The organism is Ignicoccus hospitalis KIN4/I (assembly GCF_000017945.1).
GTDB lineage: Archaea > Thermoproteota > Thermoprotei_A > Sulfolobales > Ignicoccaceae > Ignicoccus > Ignicoccus hospitalis.
Genome location: NC_009776.1, coordinates 548,965 through 566,514, shown reverse-complemented (window position 1 = coordinate 566,514; position 17,550 = coordinate 548,965). Strand labels below are relative to the sequence as shown.

Genomic DNA, 17,550 nt, shown 5'->3' with positions numbered 1-17,550 from the left:
CGCCGAGAAGGGCAAATCAGATCATGAAGAAGGCTCACAAGCTGACAATAGCGATGGCAACCACGGTCGTAATATACTTGCTCTTGCTAGCCTTGACGTGGCTCACCCCGCCGGAGCCTTTCCTAACCTTCTTGAGAGTTTACTTAACTCTGGTCAACTCCGCGATCGCGGCCTTAGTCTTGTGGGCGCTCTTCACCGTCAGCAAGAGGCCGAGGCCCGTGCCCCTCCCCGAGCTGGAGAAGAGGTACGAAGAAGAGTTGAAGCGCTTGATGAAGGAGTGGGAGAAGGTGGAGGGCAGTGAAGGCGGTAGTAATTAAGGGGTCCAAGGTTTCGGTGGAGGAAGTTCCCCCTCCCCGCGTCGGGGACAACATGGTCCTAGTCGCTACCGCGTACTCCGCCATAAGCGCCGGCACGGAGCTGGCCTCCTTAAGGGCCAAGAAGGTCAAAGAGGGCTGGTTGCTTGACAAGCTCCCCTTGCCCAAGCCTGTGAGGATGGTCCTCGAGAACCCCTACTACGCGCGCTTAGCTTTGCAGAAGATACGCGAAGGGGGCCTAAAGGAGTTACTTAAGTACTACCAGAAGGCGAAGGAAGTAGCGGTAAAGGGGAGGTTCAGCGGTTACAGCGCCAGCGGGTACGTGATAGGGAAGGGAAGCGGGGTAATTGACGTCAATAAGGGCGACGCCGTAGCGATCGCCGGCGTGGGCTTCGCCAGCCACGCGGAGCTCAACGCGACCCCGAGGAGGCTCGCGGTCAAGATCCCAGAGGGCTTGGGATTGAAGGAGGCCTCGACTGTGGCCTTAGGGGCGATAGCCCTCCAGGGGATTAGGAGGGCAGAACTCCACCAAGGGGATTCCGTCGCCATAATAGGCTTGGGCCTAATAGGAAACTTGGCCGCGCAGATAGCGAAGTCCTACAATTTGAAGGTAGTGGGCTTCGACATAAACGACAAGAGGGTGGAGCTGGCGAGGTCCAAGGGAGTCTTAGCGTTCAACAGCACCTCGGTGAACCCCGTGGAGAAGGTAATGGAATTGACCGAGGGCTTCGGGGCGGACGCGGTGATAATAGCGGCCTCCTCGGACAAGCCGGGCCTAATTGACCTAGCCCTAGACATGCTGAGGCACAGGGGTAAGGTGGTAGTGCTGGGCGCCTTCCCGATGCAGTTCGACCGGACTAGGATGTACTTGAAGGACGCCGAGATAAGGATATCTGTCTCTTACGGCCCAGGCAGGTACGACCCCGTATACGAGCTGGGAGGGGTGGACTACCCAATAGGCTACGTTCGCTGGACCGAAGAGAGGAACATGAAGGAGTACTTGAGGCTGCTCGCCGAGGGGTACGTGGACCTAGAGGGAGTGGTCGGCGCGGTGTACCCGGTAGAAGAGGCCCCCAAGGCCTACCAAGACCTCTTAGAAGGTAAGATAAACGGCTTGACCGCGCTCATCTCCTACGATTATGAAAAGTATCTAAAGGAGAGCAGCATAGTATCGCTTATCGAGATAAGCGGAGGCGCTCCGGCACAAGTCGTGAAGAAGGGCTCCAAGCCCACCGCTTCGTTCATAGGCTTCGGGAGCTTCGCGTCGAACGTGTTGTATCCGATAGTTAAGGAGGTGTTCGAACTCAACGGCGTGGCCGTTACGGACCCACTCAAAGCTAAGGACTTGCTCAAGAAGGGGTTCAAGTTCTCGACCACAAATTATAAGGACGTCTTGGAGAGGGAGGAAAACCTAATAATAATAGCTACCCGCCACAGCCAACATTACCCCATACTCAAGGACGCCCTCCTCAACTCCAAGGCCTCCGTGATATACGTCGAGAAGCCCCCGGTGCTTACCCCGGAGCAGCTGGAAGAGATAAACGAGCTCGTGAAGGAGAGTGGGAAAGAAGTGGTCGTGGGCTTCAACAGGAGGTGCTCCCCCATAACGCAGCTCATCAAGGAGGTCGTGGGCGACCGAGCGGCCACCCTTTCATACCGGGTGGCGGCCGGGAAGCTGCCCAAGGACCACTGGGTCTACTCGCCGGAGGAGGGCGGGAGGTACTTGGGCGAGGGCTGCCACTTCGTGGATTACGCTTTAGCGATTTTCGAAGGTAGAGAGGCGCTTAAGGGCTCGGCAGTCTTCGTCCCGCCGGACAACGCGAGCCTGTACGACACGGACTTGTGGTCCTCCTCCATAGCGTTCGAACGGGCGTTGGCAAATATAGTCTACACCTCTCTCAACCCAAAGGACGTTGAAAAAGAATTGATCGAAGTGTTCGTAGAGGGCAAGGTCGGAGTTAAAGTATATGATTACAAACGTGTCGAGTTTTACGGCGACTACGCTCAGTGGGTGAAGAGGTGCGAGGAGCTCTGCTCCCGCTACTCGCCGAACGCGGAGGGCAACCTCGTCACACTCGGCGAGCAAGCGAAGGGGTGGAGAGAAGAGGTGGAACAGCTCAAGGAGCTGTTGACGTCTGGAAGGGCCGGGTGCCTCGCTACTTGGGAGAAGGCCTACCGGAGCATGAAGGTCCTCTTTTCCTTCTACTACTGAGCCTCCTAACTCCGAAGGGCAAGAGCCCCAGCAAGCCCCCGAAGGGCAGCCCCACCTCTATGGTCTTGGTGGTGGACGAGCTCAAGGTCACTGTCTCGTGCACAGTCTTTGTCTCTATTATTGTAGGTACCGTTGCGCTCTGGGTCGAGTTCTGGAGCTGCTCCTCAATCTCCCTCTGAGGCCACTTTTCCGTGGAAACCAGCTCGAAGTTCAAAGACGGGAAGCCCATCAAAGTCCTCAAGGCGGAGAGCGCCTCGAATCTGCGCGGCCACTCTCCGCCGTTACGTATTATGTAAGACTCCAGCAGCCACTCGGCCACCTTCCTTGCGTACGTGGAGTTTAGGTGTCCGAAGGCAGAACAAGTTAGTGAAGCGTCGATGAGCAAGGAGGTGGCTTGGGCGTCGAAGTCCACTGGGGTCAGATTGGTATATGAGTAATACACCTTTTTGAAGTACGTCTGGTTGAGAATGCCACACACCTCGGCCCTAAGCTTCGCGCCTTGACCCATGGCCAGCAAGGATAACCAAGCGACCACGTAGTCCTTTCTGAGACGGGCGTTTATCTCCCCTCTTAGGTACTTCTTCAAGACGTTCCAGAAGTTCGGCTCTAAGGTAGAGTTAAGCTTTTGGAAGTCTAAGTTCTTGTCGACGATTTCGCTCTTCTTTGCGATGGCTAACGCTAAAAGCGTGGACATTAAGTCGTACGGCACCCAGCCGAAGTAGTTCTGGTAGTAGAGCGGGAGGCAAGTCCTCAGCCCCCTGGGCCCGAAGTTCTTGCTTATTATATTTTCTACAGCGACTACCAGGTCATCGCTTATGTTTGAGCTTAGTAAGGCTAGCGCGTTGAACAAGGGCCACCAAGTGTATATCTTGTTGTTAGGGTCCATGAGGTACCAGAGGTCGTACTCCTTCAAGAAGACATTTTTCACGAAGACCTCGGCCGCGTCGAGCGTTAGGGGGTCCTCGGGGGCGAGGTAATATGCTATGAGCGCGTCGCTACGGTAATAGTTAGGTTCACAATCAAAAAATCCCCCACAAGGCCGTTGGGCACCGACGAAGTAGTCCACGAGGTCCCGGTATCCCAACTTTATGGTGTCGTTCGTTATAGCGAGGGCCAACGTCGCGAACGCGAGCAAAGCTAACGCGCGCCTCACGTGACCTACCCGTAAAAGGTCTGCGCTGCGTATAGCGGGGGTCGCAACGATGAGAGTTACGCTGCTCTACTCGGCGAGCTCGCGCGACTCGCCGCCGGCCTTGAGGATGAGGTATTTGAGGGAGGCCTTAGAGGAGAGGGGCTTCGAGGTAAAAGAGATAAACTTACCGAAGAGTAGGTTAACCTACTTGAGGCCTAAGAAGGTTACCGACGAGGTCGTGCTATTCAGCGCGCCCCCGGCCTACGTGGCCTTCGCGGCGAGGGGGACAAAACTCGTGGGCGACTTGAGGGACCCTTGGGACGTCTATGCTAGGGAAGGTGGGCTTCTGAAGGGCTTGGCGACGGCCCCCATCGTGGCACGGTACTTGGGGAAGCTGAGGCGGAGCGACTTGTTGGTGGCGACCACCCGGAGCATCGCCGAGCACTACGAGAGGCTCACGGGCAAGGAAGTTCTTGTTATAGAGAACGGGACCGACCCCGAGGCCCTCAAGTGCGACGAGGATAGAAGGGAGCGCGGAGCCTTGCTGATAGCGGACTTCTCCAACCCTTACTTGCCCGTGAGGCCCTTCTTAGGCGTTGCGAGGGAAATGGAGCTGGACCTCGCCCTGGTGGGCCCAGGCTCGGAGAAGTACGGAGGGGTCGGACGAGTGCCTTACGAGCGCTTGAAGGAGGTGGGGTGTAAGTACTCGATAGGCGTCATACCGAGGCCTTGGAGGGGGAAGACCTACGAGATGACCATACCCCTCAAGACGTACGACTACATGGCCTTGGGGCTCTGCGTCTTCGCCTACGGGCCTCCCGCGGGGGAGCTGAAGCGGCTGGTGGAGGAGGAGGGCATAGGCGTTTACGCGAGCTCCCCTGAAGAGCTGAAGGCGAAGCTGAAGGAGTGCTTGGACGTCTGCCCGGAGGCCGGCGCTAGGGCTAGGAGGCTGGCGGAGGAGAAGTACGACCGAAGGGCCCTCAGCCGCAAGTACGCGGACTACTTGGCCTCCTCGTTGTAAAGTTCGAGCCAGAAGCGGGATATCGGGCCTTCCTTCAATTCGTAGTTGCACTCGGGGCCCTCCCTTAGGACCTCTACCATTGCCTCTCCCAAGCTGACCGGGTCGCCGCTCTTCACGAACCTTATGCAATCCCACCCGCCCTTTAAGTTGGCCTCTATGGTCTCCCTTATGCTGGGCAAGTCTGAGACGACTAAGGCTTTGTTAGCGGCTAAGGCGTCTACCACCTTGGTCGGGGACCCGAAGAACGGGACGGGGGTGCTGTCTTTATGCGGCGATATCACTGCCTTGCAGAGCGAATATGCCTTAACTAGCTCCCTAACGCCCTTGGCGACCACGCTCTTCAAGCCGCCGACGTTGACCTTACCTATTAGCAATACGTAGTCCTTTAGGTCGAACATCTTCACAGCCTTCAAGAAGACGTCCAAACCTTGGTAGCTGTAATAGTAGGAGGAGGGGAAGCACAAGTACCTCCCGGCCCCGACCCTCTCCCCCATGCCGGGTAAGGGCTGGTTGGGCACCACCCTCGCCTCGACCAGCGCGTCCCTCTTTAACAGCTTAGCCGCCATCGAACTTACCGTAACCACTCTTTTAGACCTCATTAACATAATTCTGACCAATACATCCCTAACGACCGACGCGAGGAACTTCGCCGGCCCCTTGAGCCCTACAGCGCCTTCCGCCGCGAGCCACAAGGGCATGGAGTTAACTTCAATCACGTCTATGTTATTTATGTTCCTGACGTACTTGAGGTCGCTCCTTATGTCCGAAGGGCGTAGGTACACCAACCCCTCGACCCCGTCTGCTTCCTCTACAGCTATGTCGAACCCCAGGAACTTCAAGTCCTCCTTAATGTATTTGGAGATCCCCGTGCGAGGGAAGAGCTTCACCGCGAAGCCCGCCCTCGCGGCGCCCAAGACGTTGTTCAGCAAGTGCACGTACGCCCCGCCAAAGGGCTTGGGGACGTTGTAGACCAGCGTCACCTCCAAACTCTCACCCAGTACGCAAAAGCTATGAGGAGGCCGTAGAGGAGGTCCGCGTCCGCTAAAGCAAGCGCCAGCAGCGGGTAGGGGAGGGCAACGATTAAGAAGGCCAAGAGGCGCCCCGAGCTGCCCTCGAACGGCCCGACCAACATTATTCGGGAGTAGAAGTACCACGCGACCAGGGCGCCCAAGACTGCCTCTACGTAGGGCGGCGTCAGAGTTAGTGCAAAAAGCGAGAGGACCTCCAGCGCTACCGCCTTTCCAACTTCACCGTAACGCTCCCTCTCTTCGGGTCCGGGCACCTCAACAACCCGTCCTCGAAGCCCATCTCTTCGGGATTTATCCCCTTTAACATCGCGTATACCACGTGTAGAGCGGAGGCCAACAAGTGTAAGCAGACGGGCTTAGTAAAGGAGACCAGCCTAAACCCTTCGAAGCATATTTCGTCCCCGACCTCGTAGCCGGCGGCGCACTCGCCCTCGACCTTTACCACCCGCATGCACACCTTCACGACCCGACCCTCTCCAAGACGTCCACTATCCTCTTACCAGCTTTGCCGTCCCCAAAAGGCGATGCCTCCGGGAGCGGGGCGCCCTCGTTCAAGGCCCTCTCCAAGGTAGCCAGCACAACTACCGGGTTGGTGCCCACTACGTAGGCGAACCCGCTCTTTATGGCCTCGGGCCTCTCGGTTGAGGTCCTCAGAACGATTATCCGCTTGCGTATCTTGGGGTGGGTGACTTCTTCTTGCAACCCTCCGGAGTCGGACAAGACTATCTTCGAGTTCTTCAACAGGCCTATGAATTCTAGGTAACCCAAAGGCTCAGTGATCATCAAGTGAGGTATTCTCTTTACTCTGTCCCACAAGCCGAACTCGAGCAACCTCTTCCTAGTCCTGGGGTGAACTGGGTATACCAAGGGTATGGGCGACCTCTCCAGTATCCTAACGAAGTCCTTAAGCGTTTGTGGGTTGTCGACGTTCTCGGCGCGGTGGAAGGTAACCACGCCGAACTCGTCGAAGGGTACCTTTTCTAACACCTCCTTCGACCTCTCTTCGGCCAAGCCCATGTATCTGTCTAACGCGTCGATGACTGTGTTGCCGGTTACGTAAATCTCTCCGTAAACCATCTCCTCCTCCAAGTTCCTCTTCGCGTCTTCCGTGGGGGCGAAGAGGTATTTGGACACGTGGTCTATCATCCTCCTGTTGTGCTCTTCTGGCATCCTCCAGTCGTAGCTCCGCAGCCCCGCCTCCACGTGGGCGACCTCCGCCCCGACCTTCAGCGCCGCGATCGCCGCTGCCACCATGCTGTTGGTGTCGCCTTGGACGGCGACCACCTTAGGCTTCCTCTCTTGCGAAATTTTGTCCAAGTGGATTATCATTTCGCCTATTTGCTCTCCCGGGGTGGAGCCCTTCAACTCGAAGCTGAAGTGGGGCTCCGGCAGCCCCAACTCCTCTATGAAAATCTTCGACATTTCGTAGTCGTAGTGTTGGCCGGTGTGAACGAAGGTGTAGTCTATTCCTCTGCTCTCGAGCTCGAGGACCACCGGCGCCATCTTTATTATTTCTGGCCTGGTGCCCACGACCACGGCTATCAAGTGCCCACGCCCAACGCCTTGTAGACGAACCCGAATTTCAACACTTCTTCCTTAGGTACCACGTTCCTGCCGTCCAACACTTTCTTCTCTTTAACTACCTTGGCCACCTCCCCCCAGTCTATTTCCTTGTAATCTGGGTGGTCGGTAACTACTGCTATCAAGCTCGCCCCCCTCACCGCGCTCAACAAGTCGTTGGTGAAGGGTATCGGAGCTTCCTTAACGTAGGGGTCGTGTACGGCCACCTCGTAATCGTCTTTGAGGAGGTCGTAGATCTTCAAGGTGGGGCTTTCCCTTATGTCGTCCACCCCTCCTTTGTAGGCTAGCCCTAGAAGCGCCACCTTCTCCCCGCGCTTTACCATGTTCTTGACGAGCTCCGCGAAGTGGTGAGGCATCCTCTCATTTATTTTTCTAGCCGTGATTATTAAGTTTTTAGACGTATCCTCCATGGGTTCTGCCAACATGTAGGGATCTTTCGTGAGGCACGGGCCCCCCACGCCGGGCCCCGGCAAGTGGATGTTTACCCTTGGGTGGGTGTTCGCCAGCTTTATCACCTCCCACACGTCTGCCCCGAGCTTCTCGGCGAGAAGTGCCAGCGCATTGGCGAAGGCTATGTTGAGGTCCCGGAAGGTGTTCTCTGCGAGCTTGCTCATCTCCGCGTTTATCGCGCTGGTAATTATTACACCTCCCTCAGTAAGCTTGGAATATATAGAGGCGGCCCTCTTAGCGTCTTCCTCCGTCAAGCCCCCCACGAGCTTCGGCACCTTGAAGAGCTCTTCCATCGCCTTCCCCGGCGCGAGCCTCTCCGGGGCGTGGGCCAAGTAGAACTCGCCGTGCTTCAGGCCGCTGGCCTCCTCTAGCACCCTCTTCGCTAACCCTTGGGTGGTGCCCGGGGGGATGGTGGACTCGATCACCACCAAGTAACCCTCCTTCATCCTCTTGCCTATTTCCCTCAGCGCGGACTCCAAGTAGCTTAGGTCGGCCTTCCCTCCCTTCACGGGGGTAGGGACCGCTATTATTGCAGCGTCCGTCTCACCTATAACGTCGTAGTTCGTAGTCGCCCTCAATAAGCCTTTGGAGACTACCTCTTTTAGCATCTCTGGGAGCTTGGGCTCCTCTATTGGCGCTACGCCCTTGTTTACCTTCTCCACCTTCTTCTCGTCTATATCGATCCCCACGACTTCGAAGCCCTTGGAAGCTAGGGCGGTCGCCAAGGGTAGGCCGACGTAACCGAGACCAACGACGGCTATCCTCAAGCTCAGCGGCCTCCGGTAAGGGTTAGGAGGGGGAGGTAAAGTTGTAGGAGCCCTTGGCCGCCGTGTGGCGGGCCCGCCGGGATTTGAACCCGGGACTTCCGCGGCGGGAAACGGGCCAAGCCCCGCCTCTACGGGTTAAGAGCCCGCCGCTCTACCAGGCTGAGCTACGGGCCCGCTCCGTGGGCTTGGGGACCGGTGGGGGTTAATAAAATTTTAGCACACGTCTCGCACTTTCCTCAAGGCTTGTGGAATCTGAGGGCGAGTTCCTTATCGGGCCTTGGGAGCCTTTGTGTAGCTTGCTTTTTGTAAGCTTTATTAGGACCTTGAGTTGCGTTTCCTATTACCTTTTGAGAGAATTATCTTTCCATTCTCTCTTGAGACTCCACCCATGATCAGCTTTAACTACTAGGCATTTTAGTTCACCTCCGCTTTCTATTCTCTCTTGAGACTCCACGCCACGAACGCTGGTATCGCTTCCACAAGCTTGTTCTTCTCTTTCCATTCTATCTTGAGACTCCACGGTGTTCTTTCCTTCTTGGTTGAAACGCGAACTGGACTTTCTATTCTCTCTTGAGACTCCACGATCGTGCTCTTCTAATTAGAAGAACTTGACTAGGCATCTTTCTATCCTCTTTTGAGACTTCACGGGTGTTGGAGATGGAAGAGAGGAAGGTGCGCCTCTACACCGAATGCTTTCTATCCTCTTTTGAGACTCCACCTCAAGCTGCCTATCGCCATCCACCCCTTCTTCTACAACGCCTTTCTATCCTCTCTTGAGACTCTACAGGTTAATGTAGTTGAATAGGACCAACCCGTACCACTTACTCTTCTTTCTATCCTCTCTTGAGACTCTACAGGAGGAGAAGGTAGAAGGGCTGCCGGTAGGGGAGGAGAAGGACTTTCTATCCTCTTTTGAGACTCCACCGAGACCTTCCATATAAAGCTCCAAGGTCTTTCCCTTAAAAGAATTGCGTTCTACCCCAAACTTACAATTCCCCAAGCTTTTCCCTTTATTCAAGAAATTTTTCCTCTGGCCTTCTCTCCATGATCTTCAGCGTTCCCATGAAAAGATATAAGGGGGTCTGAGAGAGTGAATAGTAATGGTGCGCTTTCGAACATAGGATGTTCCCATGTGGGTGAATGTGGAAAGAGAAATGAGTAAATACAAAAGTTTGGTGATTTGTAATGCTAAGAGGCTAAGGAATCAACGTTACTCTGTATCTGAGAGTTAGTTTTGCGCGAAGGTGGAGAGCGTCGCCCGTCGAGAGCGTTAAGTAGCGCTTCACTGGGCGAAGAGTGAGAGCTTTGTAGTAATACAGAGAAGGAAGACAAGTTGATATTGAATGCTCTTAGAGCTTGGGGTAACCACGAGCCCAATCTTAGAGCTACGTAGTCGAACTTATGAAGGAACCTATGAATCGCTGAGGCTTCACTTTCTAGAAAAAAGATCATGGTAACGCCAGTTGCATTGTGCGAGGGACCCGAGCAACTTCCGAGATCCGATTCGGCAAGGCCATGTGGACCCTCGACAGACGAGAGGCGAGGCAGAGCCTTTCGTGAAGGCGACTTGCTCGTCTGGAGCAACTAATAAACTTGGACGCAAGCGTTGAAGACCGTGCCCTCCCCCTCCCCTTCGGTGGCCTAGCCAATGATAGTAGTAAAAGCCGGTGGCAGGACGTTGTTGAACAACATGGATGAGATAGTCAAGAGCATTTCTCGGTTAGAGAAGGCGGTGTTCGTGCACGGAGGGGGAGACCTAGTGGACGAGTGGGAGAGGAAAATGGGGATGGAACCCCAGTTCAAGGTCTCCGCCTCCGGGATAAAATTTAGGTACACGGACGAGAAGGAGCTCGAAGTGTTCGTAGCGGTCCTCGGGGGTTTGTTGAATAAGAAGATAGTCGCCTCCTTCGCCTCCTACGGGAGGGGCGCGGTAGGGCTGACCGGAGCCGACGGGCCGAGCGTGATAGCGGAGAGGAAGAAGAAAGTTATCGTCCAAGAAAAGGTGGGCGAGAGGCTCGTAAAGAGGGCCATCGCCGGCGGCTATACGGGCAAGATAAAGGAGGTGAAAACGGACCTAATCAAGGCCTTAGTGGAGAGGGGCTTGGTACCGGTAGTCGCTCCCATAGCGCTGAGCCCCGAGGGCGAGCTCTTGAACGTAAACGGGGACCAGATGGCGGCTGAACTGGCTAAGGCGTTGTCCGCGGAGTACCTCGTACTCTTGACCGACGTTCCCGGAGTTCTGATGGACGGGAAGGTGGTACCCGAGATAAAGTCCTCAGAGGCGGAAGAGGTGGCCAAGAAGGTGGGCCCTGGGATGAACATCAAAATAATAATGGCGGGAAGGGTCGCCTCCGGGGGGACCAAAGTGGTCATATGCGACGGCACCGTCCCCGACCCCCTGAAGTGTTTGGAAGAGAGGAGCGGGACGTGGGTGGTGCCTTGAAGGCCTCGGGTCCCGAGGTCTGAGCGCTCACCGCTCGACGTAGCCCACGCTCCTCATCGGCGATAAAACCTCTTCTCTTTCCTATCGACGCGGGTAAGAGGAAATGAAAGTTTTAGGCTTGTTAGGGTCTCCGAGGAGGTACGGCAACTCCTTCAAGGGGCTTATGATGGCCCTCAAGGCGGCGGAGCGGTTCGGCGCGGAGACCGAGTGGCTCCACTTGTACGAGCTGGACGTGAAGCCTTGTCTCGGCTGCGCGTCGGAGGACGTGAAGGCTTGTAGGTACCCTTGCGTTATTAAGGACGACATGAAGATAATTTACGACAAGGTCTTGGAAGCGGACGGCATAATATTCGCTACGCCCGTCTATTGGTACTCCCCGAGCGCGGTGATGAAGAACGTCATAGACCGCTTAACTGCATTGGAAAATATGATACACATAGATGGGAAGAGTTGGATGGACGGAAAGGTGGTGGGCTTCGTGGCCACGGGCAACGACAGCGGCGCGATGTTTGCGGTAGCGCAGATGATGTCTATCCTAAACTCCATGGGGGCCGTGATACCTCCGTGGAGCATGGCTTACATAAACGGTCCTGGAGACGCCTTGGAGTTAAAGAACTTCGTCTTGGATGCGTTAAACGTTGGAAGGAGCGTGGTAATGATGATTAAGGCTATGAGGGGCGAGAAGGTTGAAAAGTGGTACGACCCGGACTTGCTCGAGTGGTACGAGAGGGAAGTAAAACCTTGGCTAATTCGGGTCGTAAAGGAAGAGGAGGAGAAGGCTGAGAAGCCTTGGAAGTCCTCTACTTCGTGACCTCCGGGGCCCACAGGACTATTCCCTTGGAAGAGATAGAGGCCCTGCACGAGGTCTACTCGTGTCCTTTGGAAGTCCTCTCGGTCCATTACAACTTAGTCTTGGCCAAGGCAAGCTTCGAGTGCTCTAAGAGGATTGTCGAAAGGAGCGCCTTCGTGAAAGAGGTAGGCAAGGTGTGCGCGGTCTGCGACGAGGTGGCGTGCGACTGGTTCGAGGATTGCTCCTTCGAGCGCCTAAGGTTTAGGAAGCTAGGGGGCTTAACCCCTCCGCGGACGAGGGCCTTCCCGACGGTGCCGGGCGCGGGGGAAGCTATCGCCACGGCCGTCGAGGGTTTCCTCATAATAAGTAAGGAGAGGGCGCTCAGGAGGCTCGGGAGGAGCCCAAAGGGCCCCTTCTTCTCTCCCGGTTCCATGGATCCGCTCCTCGCCAGAGCCATGGTCAACTTGAGCAGGGTTAGGCCGGGGGAGCGCTTCTTGGACCCCTTCTGCGGCACCGGCGTGATAGCCCAAGAGGCTTGGAGGGTGGGGGCGCTCAGCTTTTGCGCGGACTTGGACCCGAGCATGGTGTACGGCTCTAGGATAAACGCTCAACACGTGGGGGCGGAGGCGGAGCACGTGCTCCAAGACTCCGCCCAGATGCCTTTTAGGAGATCTTCGTTCTCGGCTATAGCCACCGACCCCCCTTACGGGAGGAGCGTGTTGAGCTTGGGGCACTCGGCGGAGGAGCTCTTGTTGGAGTTCCTACAAGAGGCGAGGAGGGTGTTGAAGGCCGGCTCATGGGTTGTCTTCGCCGCCTCGACGTCGATAAACGCCGAGGAGATGATCAAAAGAGCGTTCTTAAAGTTGAACAAGTGTCATACCATGAGGGTCCACCGCAGCTTAGCTAGGTACGTATGTACCGCTTATACGGGTCGATAAGCCCGCCCCAAGGGAAGCGAAGTGAGGAAGGCCGCCCTCCTAGTCTTCTTACTCGTAAGCACCGCCCTCTCGGCCTGCAACTTGACCGCCCCCCTCGGCTTCGACGAAGATACCTTGCTCCGCTACGACAATATGATAAAGGGGTTTATAGAGAGGATAAAGGCGGACATCATAACCTTAAGGCCGGAGAACGGCTACCAGAAAGCGCTCTACAAGCTCGCCCTCGAGAACCTCGAAAGGGCGAGCGCCCTCTACTCCGAGGCGCGATCCTTAACCTTGAGGAAGGAATACGACCTCGCGATGGCAAAATATCTCGCTACTCTGTACTTCGCTTTGGTAACCCAAGACATAATAGGGCTCGTGAAAGTCAAGACCTTCAACGAGCTCGCATCTTACTTAGATCGCCTAGGGGCTTTCGCCTCCTCCAGCACCTTCTCCCTCTACAAGTCTTCGTGTATGTCCACGGTATGTACAAACTCCACTAGGGTTGTCTATATTAAATCGTACTTGATTATGAAGAACGTAACGAACCGCATCAACTCTATAAAGGTCAACTTGCCCCCGGCTTTCACCGTCTCTTTGGCCCGCGAACTCGCCGACGTGGTTGCGGACTCCTCCAAGCTGGTCGTCCTCGCCTACACCCACTTCGCGTTGTCTTACGCGCGACACGTCCAAGACTCCGCCTTGGAAGGCTCGGCCCCTTGTGGGGTCCGAGGCTTGGGCAGCGCTTGGTGGTTGCCCAAGGCTTGTTACCACTTCTACCACTCCATGAAACCGTCCCCGTGTTCTAGCTTCTACGGCGTAGTTAGTGAATATATTGGCCTTAAAGATCTCGCAGAGAGGCTGTGTGGGGTGAAGGTGGGATGAGGGACGCGCTGGTGGTGGGCGCCGGACCAGCCGGCCTGACGGCGGCCGCCACCCTCAAGCAGTACGGCGTAGAGCCTTTGGTGATAGAGGCGGAGAGGGTAATGGCCACGGTTTACTCATACGCTTGGAAGCCCGTGGAAAACTACCCCGGGTTCGACGGGAAAAGGGCAATAGAAATTGCTAGAGCCTTCGAAGAGATGCAGAAGTTCTTCGGGGTGGAGGTAGTTGAGAAGGAGAGGGTCGTTAAGGCGTGGAAGGAGGGGGATAAGATAGTGCTGGGCACCCAGAGCGGGAACGAGTACGAAGGGAAGGTCCTCATAATAGCTATAGGCATACTGGGCAAGCCCAGGAGGCTAGGCATTCCCAACGAGGACGCGCCCAACGTTCACTATATAGTTAAGGATCCTACAGCTTTCGCGGGTTCTAAGGTAGTTGTCGTCGGCGGGGGAGACACAGCCGTCGACACGGCGACCGTGTTAGCCGAGAGCGGGGCCCAAGTAACCATAGTTCACCGCAGGGACCAGTTCAGGGCCCCCATGAGGAGCATCGAAAGGATGGTGAGGGCCGGAGTTAAGATGGTATTGAACAGCGTTCCCAAGGAGATAATAGCAAAGGATGGCAAGGCCACGGCTTTGGTGGTGACCCACAAGGAGGGGGGCGAGACGGTGCTCCCTCTGGACCACTTGGTCATATCCATAGGCTTCGAGCCCCCGGACTTGGAGTGGGTCAAGTCTCTCGGAGTTAACATGAGGGGTAAAGAAATACTAGTGGACGATAAGATGAGGACGAACGTTAAGGGGGTGTTCGCGGCAGGGGACATAACTCCGGCCCCCAAGAGGATACTGGTGGCGGCGGCCCAAGGTTACATTGCCGGGTTCACGGCTTTTAGGTACATACGCACTGGCGTGTGGTAATTATTCCCCCTCCTCCGTCTGTGGGTGGTCGTAAGCTTTGAGTGGCCCGGGGGCAACGGCAGTCGGAATTAAGGTAAAGGACGGCGTCGTGTTGGCGGCCGAGAGGAGGATGAGCTACGGAGGCTTCATAATGAGCAAAGCCGCTAGGAAGGTGTTTAAGGTAGGAGACAGGATGGGGATGGCGTGCGCCGGCCTTTACGCGGACATGCAAGCGATAGCTAGGGCTCTGGAGAACGAGATAAGGTACTACGAGATATCCAATAAGAGAAAAATGAAAGTGAGGTCCGCGGCGAGGCTGTTGGGACTCATCCTCTACTCGAACAAGCTGTTCCCGCTAATGACGGAAACGGTCTTCGGGGGCTACGACGACGAACCGAGGATATTCGTGTTGGACCCCGTCGGCTCCGTCATAGAGGAGAAGTACTCGGCCGTGGGGACCGGAGCGCCGCTAGCGATGGCCTTGTTGGACAAGGAGTATAGGGAGGACATGAGTTTGGAAGAGGCTCAAAACCTAGCCATAGAGAGCGTGAAGGTAGCGAGCGGACGCGACAGCTTGTCCGGCGACGGTATAGACGTATTGGTCATTCCGTTCGGGGGCAAGCCCAGCATAAGGACAGTAAGCTTAGAGGCCTGAGCAAGATATTAGTCGTCCTAGCGTTCTCCGCCTCTGAGGAAAAGATGTTCAGCGTGGCTACAGTTACGGAGACGAAAGCGATACTTTTGGGCTCTCAAGTGACCGTAGACGGCTTCACCCCTCGGAGAAAGGTAAGGGTGATCACCCACGCCCACGCTGACCACACGAAGGACATAGGTAAGAGCTTGAGCTATCAAGAAACTATCTTGGTTACCGAAGAGACCGCGGTATTCCTAAAACACACCTACCGCAGCTTGAGGAGCACTAGGAAGCTGGTAGTCCTCAAGCCGGGTCAAACGTACAAGGTGCCCGTCGACTCCCGGAGGGGAGGCTACGAAGTAATCAAGTTCGTGAAGGCCTCCCACATCCCCGGCTCCGTCCAAGTGGTCGTGGAAGACGAGGAGGGGCGGACGTTCGGCTACACGGGCGACTTCAAGGAGCCGGGAACGGGGACCCCGGTCCTCCAAGGGCTCGACGCCCTCGTGGTGGACGCCACCTACGGCTGCCCGCTCTGCATACGGAAGTACAAAGAGACGATGGATGAGGAGTTGGTGAGGTTGGTACTAGAGCTCTTGGGGAGGGGACCGGTCCACGTGTACGCCTACAACGGCAAGCTGCAAGAGGTCATGGAGCTGCTCAGGCTCCACGGGGTGGACGCGCCTTACTTGCTCTCCCGACGGGAGTTCTTAATAGCAAAGGACCTCGAGAAGCTAGGGTACACCTTCGGCGAGTACTTCCTAGAGGGGAGCCCGGAGGCGAAGGAAATAGAGAGGGACGGGTGGTACGTTCGCTTTTCTAAGTTCCACAACTTTAGGCAAGAGAGGGTGAGGGGCAGTAAGGTCCTACTAGACGGCTGGCAGTTCGTCCCCGTTCAAAAGGTGGGCCCTAACGCTTGGAGGGTGGGGTTCAGCGACCACGCAGACTTGGAGGACTTAGAGTACTACGTCCTCGAGTCCAAGGCTGGGGAAATCATAATAGACGCCTCCCGAGCCAGCGCCGCCCAGTGGTTCGCCTCCAGGCTCGAGCTCTACGGCTTGAGGAAAGTCTCCTATAGGCCTATTTAAGGATTGAACAGCAAGCGGTACGTTAAGAGCACTACGTTAGTGGAGAGCAAGTCGCCCAAGCTTGAGAGTATCGGAATAGTTATCAAGTCGGGGTCCCAGCCCCTCAAGTAACTCCACGAGGCCAATACAATAGTAATTAAAGGCATAACAGCCCTCAACAACAGCGTGCTAACGAGGGCCACCTCCAAGGCCCTTATGCCGTGGGGGCCCAGCGCGAAGAGGGCCGAGGAGGAGACGAGGGCCACCAGCACCTCGGCCGTCACCCGGAGGTTTGTGGCCAGCACCTTTTTCGAGAAGGGCCTCGAGGCCTCCACCTCGCCCAAGGCAAGGGCCGTCCCCAGCCACGAGGCGAAGTTCATCGAGGCTGAGCCGTTGAGGGCCATTATCAACGGCGCCACTGCCAGCAAGAGGGGGACCTCTGTCGCCCCTCCTTCGGCTAAGGTCAAGCCCGCTAAGGTCGATATCGTGGAGGCTATCAGCGACGAGGCCAAGTACTCCTTCTTGTAACCCAGCGCCCTTCGAAGGCCAGCGGTCGCTAAGGATTTGTAAGTTATCGCTATAGTAACTGCTATGAAGACGAGCGATACCTCACTGAACACTATAAATAGCGATATAGCGCTTAACAAGTCCGCTATTACAGTAATTAGGGAAACTACAGTCAAGTCTATGTCGAGGCCCTTAAGGAAGGCCGCGTAGCACAAGTAGGCGGTAAGCGGGACTAGGGTCAAGAGTATCAAACCTCTGGAGACTAGGAAGTAGATGAGCGGGGCGAGGGGCTCAGCCACCGTCGAGACTAGCAGTATTACATAAAGCCCCCCTATCACCCCTACAACTATCGCCGAGTAAGTTACCTTGGACTTCAACAACTCTTTCGCGTTGCTGGCCTCGCCTAGGTACAACATAGTAGAGTACTTCGCGGCGAGCGAGCCGTAGACCGCCCCCCTGTCCTCCGCCAACCCGGGCATAGCTATCAGTATTCCGGGGTGCTCCTTGAGTATTGGGGACGCCAAGGACCACAAGTGCCCCACTACGGCTTCCAATATCGCTTGTACCACCAGCGAGGCGGTCTCCGCTAAGAACTTCCTCACTGCGGCCCCCGGCGCCCCCTATAAGAAGGGTTAACCTACCCTTCCCCGGAGGCTCACGCGACCGTGCCCTCCTCCTTCTTGGGCTGTACGGCGAACTCCTCCCTTAGCACGAACGCTGGGCACGCCCTGGACTCCGGGTGTATGGTGACGGCGTGGAACCTACAGTACGTCAGCTCCAAGTGCTTACAGTACTTACACTTCCTCAAGTAGGCCGGGACTGCACGCTCCTTGGGCCTCCTCGCCTTCTTCTCCTTGGTCGCCAGCTGTTCCAGCATTGTTCTTATCTTAGAGAAGTCGAGCTTCATGG

General features: G+C 56.1%; 18 protein-coding genes and 1 tRNA gene. 10 read left to right on the top strand and 9 right to left on the bottom strand.

Translation table 11 applies throughout. From position 1 onward, the window contains the following. Positions 1–23: 23 nt before the first annotated feature. The gene (locus tag IGNI_RS03280) at positions 24–317 is read left to right on the top strand and encodes a hypothetical protein (RefSeq protein WP_011998663.1); all 294 of its coding nucleotides are present in this window, start codon (positions 24–26) and stop codon (positions 315–317) included. Further along, positions 298–2,526 carry a bi-domain-containing oxidoreductase gene (locus tag IGNI_RS03275; protein WP_011998662.1) on the top strand — a complete coding sequence of 743 codons (2,229 nt, stop codon included), beginning with the start codon at positions 298–300 and terminating at the stop codon, positions 2,524–2,526. The genes IGNI_RS03280 and IGNI_RS03275 overlap by 20 nt, the downstream gene beginning before the upstream one ends. Here the strand turns inward: IGNI_RS03275 and IGNI_RS03270 are convergent. Beyond that, a complete protein-coding gene (locus IGNI_RS03270) occupies positions 2,471–3,679 on the bottom strand; it encodes a hypothetical protein (RefSeq protein ID WP_011998661.1) in 1,209 nt (402 codons plus the stop codon). The two genes, IGNI_RS03275 and IGNI_RS03270, sit on opposite strands and share 56 nt — an antisense overlap. Before the next feature lie 49 nt (positions 3,680–3,728). Here IGNI_RS03270 and IGNI_RS03265 point away from each other — a divergent pair, with 49 nt between their 5' ends. After that, positions 3,729–4,679, top strand: a complete 951-nt coding sequence (locus IGNI_RS03265) for a glycosyltransferase family protein (protein WP_011998660.1) — start codon at positions 3,729–3,731, stop codon at positions 4,677–4,679. Here IGNI_RS03265 and IGNI_RS03260 read toward each other — a convergent pair. The 6 genes from IGNI_RS03260 to IGNI_RS03235 form a co-directional block, all read right to left on the bottom strand. After that, a complete protein-coding gene (locus IGNI_RS03260) occupies positions 4,658–5,659 on the bottom strand; it encodes a glycosyltransferase (RefSeq protein ID WP_238374119.1) in 1,002 nt (333 codons plus the stop codon). The two genes, IGNI_RS03265 and IGNI_RS03260, sit on opposite strands and share 22 nt — an antisense overlap. Next, the gene (locus IGNI_RS07650) at positions 5,656–5,961 is read right to left on the bottom strand and encodes a hypothetical protein (protein ID WP_148202227.1); all 306 of its coding nucleotides are present in this window, start codon (positions 5,959–5,961) and stop codon (positions 5,656–5,658) included. The genes IGNI_RS03260 and IGNI_RS07650 overlap by 4 nt, the downstream gene beginning before the upstream one ends. Beyond that, on the bottom strand, positions 5,910–6,170 hold the full coding sequence (locus IGNI_RS03250) for a TIGR04076 family protein (RefSeq protein ID WP_011998658.1): 261 nt from the start codon (positions 6,168–6,170) through the stop codon (positions 5,910–5,912). Before IGNI_RS03250 ends, IGNI_RS07650 begins: the two co-directional genes overlap by 52 nt. Then, the gene (wecB, locus tag IGNI_RS03245) at positions 6,167–7,243 is read right to left on the bottom strand and encodes a non-hydrolyzing UDP-N-acetylglucosamine 2-epimerase (protein WP_238374118.1); all 1,077 of its coding nucleotides are present in this window, start codon (positions 7,241–7,243) and stop codon (positions 6,167–6,169) included. Before wecB ends, IGNI_RS03250 begins: the two co-directional genes overlap by 4 nt. A 5-nt stretch (positions 7,244–7,248) precedes the next feature. After that, positions 7,249–8,505 carry a nucleotide sugar dehydrogenase gene (locus IGNI_RS03240; RefSeq protein WP_011998656.1) on the bottom strand — a complete coding sequence of 419 codons (1,257 nt, stop codon included), beginning with the start codon at positions 8,503–8,505 and terminating at the stop codon, positions 7,249–7,251. 65 nt (positions 8,506–8,570) lie between these two features. Next, a tRNA-Lys gene (locus IGNI_RS03235) sits at positions 8,571–8,679 on the bottom strand. Between the two features lie 1,474 nt (positions 8,680–10,153). On the opposite strand from IGNI_RS03235, the gene IGNI_RS03230 reads away from it, so the two are divergent. From IGNI_RS03230 to IGNI_RS03200, 7 genes are all read left to right on the top strand, one after another. Then, the gene (locus tag IGNI_RS03230; RefSeq protein ID WP_011998655.1) at positions 10,154–10,948 is read left to right on the top strand and encodes a [LysW]-aminoadipate/[LysW]-glutamate kinase; all 795 of its coding nucleotides are present in this window, start codon (positions 10,154–10,156) and stop codon (positions 10,946–10,948) included. Between the two features lie 103 nt (positions 10,949–11,051). Next, positions 11,052–11,759: a flavodoxin family protein gene (locus IGNI_RS03225; protein WP_011998654.1), complete on the top strand. Its 708-nt coding sequence runs from the start codon at positions 11,052–11,054 to the stop codon at positions 11,757–11,759. Beyond that, positions 11,738–12,676, top strand: a complete 939-nt coding sequence (locus IGNI_RS03220) for a TRM11 family SAM-dependent methyltransferase (protein WP_052570029.1) — start codon at positions 11,738–11,740, stop codon at positions 12,674–12,676. The genes IGNI_RS03225 and IGNI_RS03220 overlap by 22 nt, the downstream gene beginning before the upstream one ends. 21 nt (positions 12,677–12,697) lie before the next feature. Then, the gene (locus tag IGNI_RS03215) at positions 12,698–13,543 is read left to right on the top strand and encodes a hypothetical protein (protein WP_011998652.1); all 846 of its coding nucleotides are present in this window, start codon (positions 12,698–12,700) and stop codon (positions 13,541–13,543) included. Further along, entirely contained in the window at positions 13,540–14,457 is a 918-nt protein-coding gene (locus IGNI_RS03210) for an NAD(P)/FAD-dependent oxidoreductase (protein WP_011998651.1), read from the top strand. The genes IGNI_RS03215 and IGNI_RS03210 overlap by 4 nt, the downstream gene beginning before the upstream one ends. A gap of 37 nt (positions 14,458–14,494) precedes the next feature. Continuing rightward, positions 14,495–15,091, top strand: coding sequence for an archaeal proteasome endopeptidase complex subunit beta (gene psmB / locus IGNI_RS03205; protein ID WP_011998650.1), 597 nt, complete (start codon positions 14,495–14,497; stop codon positions 15,089–15,091). A gap of 44 nt (positions 15,092–15,135) precedes the next feature. Continuing rightward, the gene (locus IGNI_RS03200; RefSeq protein WP_011998649.1) at positions 15,136–16,155 is read left to right on the top strand and encodes an MBL fold metallo-hydrolase; all 1,020 of its coding nucleotides are present in this window, start codon (positions 15,136–15,138) and stop codon (positions 16,153–16,155) included. Here IGNI_RS03200 and IGNI_RS03195 read toward each other — a convergent pair. Together IGNI_RS03195 and IGNI_RS03190 are read right to left on the bottom strand one after the other, a co-directional pair. After that, positions 16,152–17,243 (bottom strand): magnesium transporter, encoded by a 1,092-nt coding sequence (locus IGNI_RS03195; RefSeq protein ID WP_011998648.1) that lies wholly within the window; start codon positions 17,241–17,243, stop codon positions 16,152–16,154. The genes IGNI_RS03200 and IGNI_RS03195 overlap by 4 nt on opposite strands. 53 nt (positions 17,244–17,296) lie before the next feature. Continuing rightward, on the bottom strand, positions 17,297–17,548 hold the full coding sequence (locus IGNI_RS03190; RefSeq protein WP_011998647.1) for a hypothetical protein: 252 nt from the start codon (positions 17,546–17,548) through the stop codon (positions 17,297–17,299). Between the last annotated feature and the right edge of the window lie 2 nt (positions 17,549–17,550).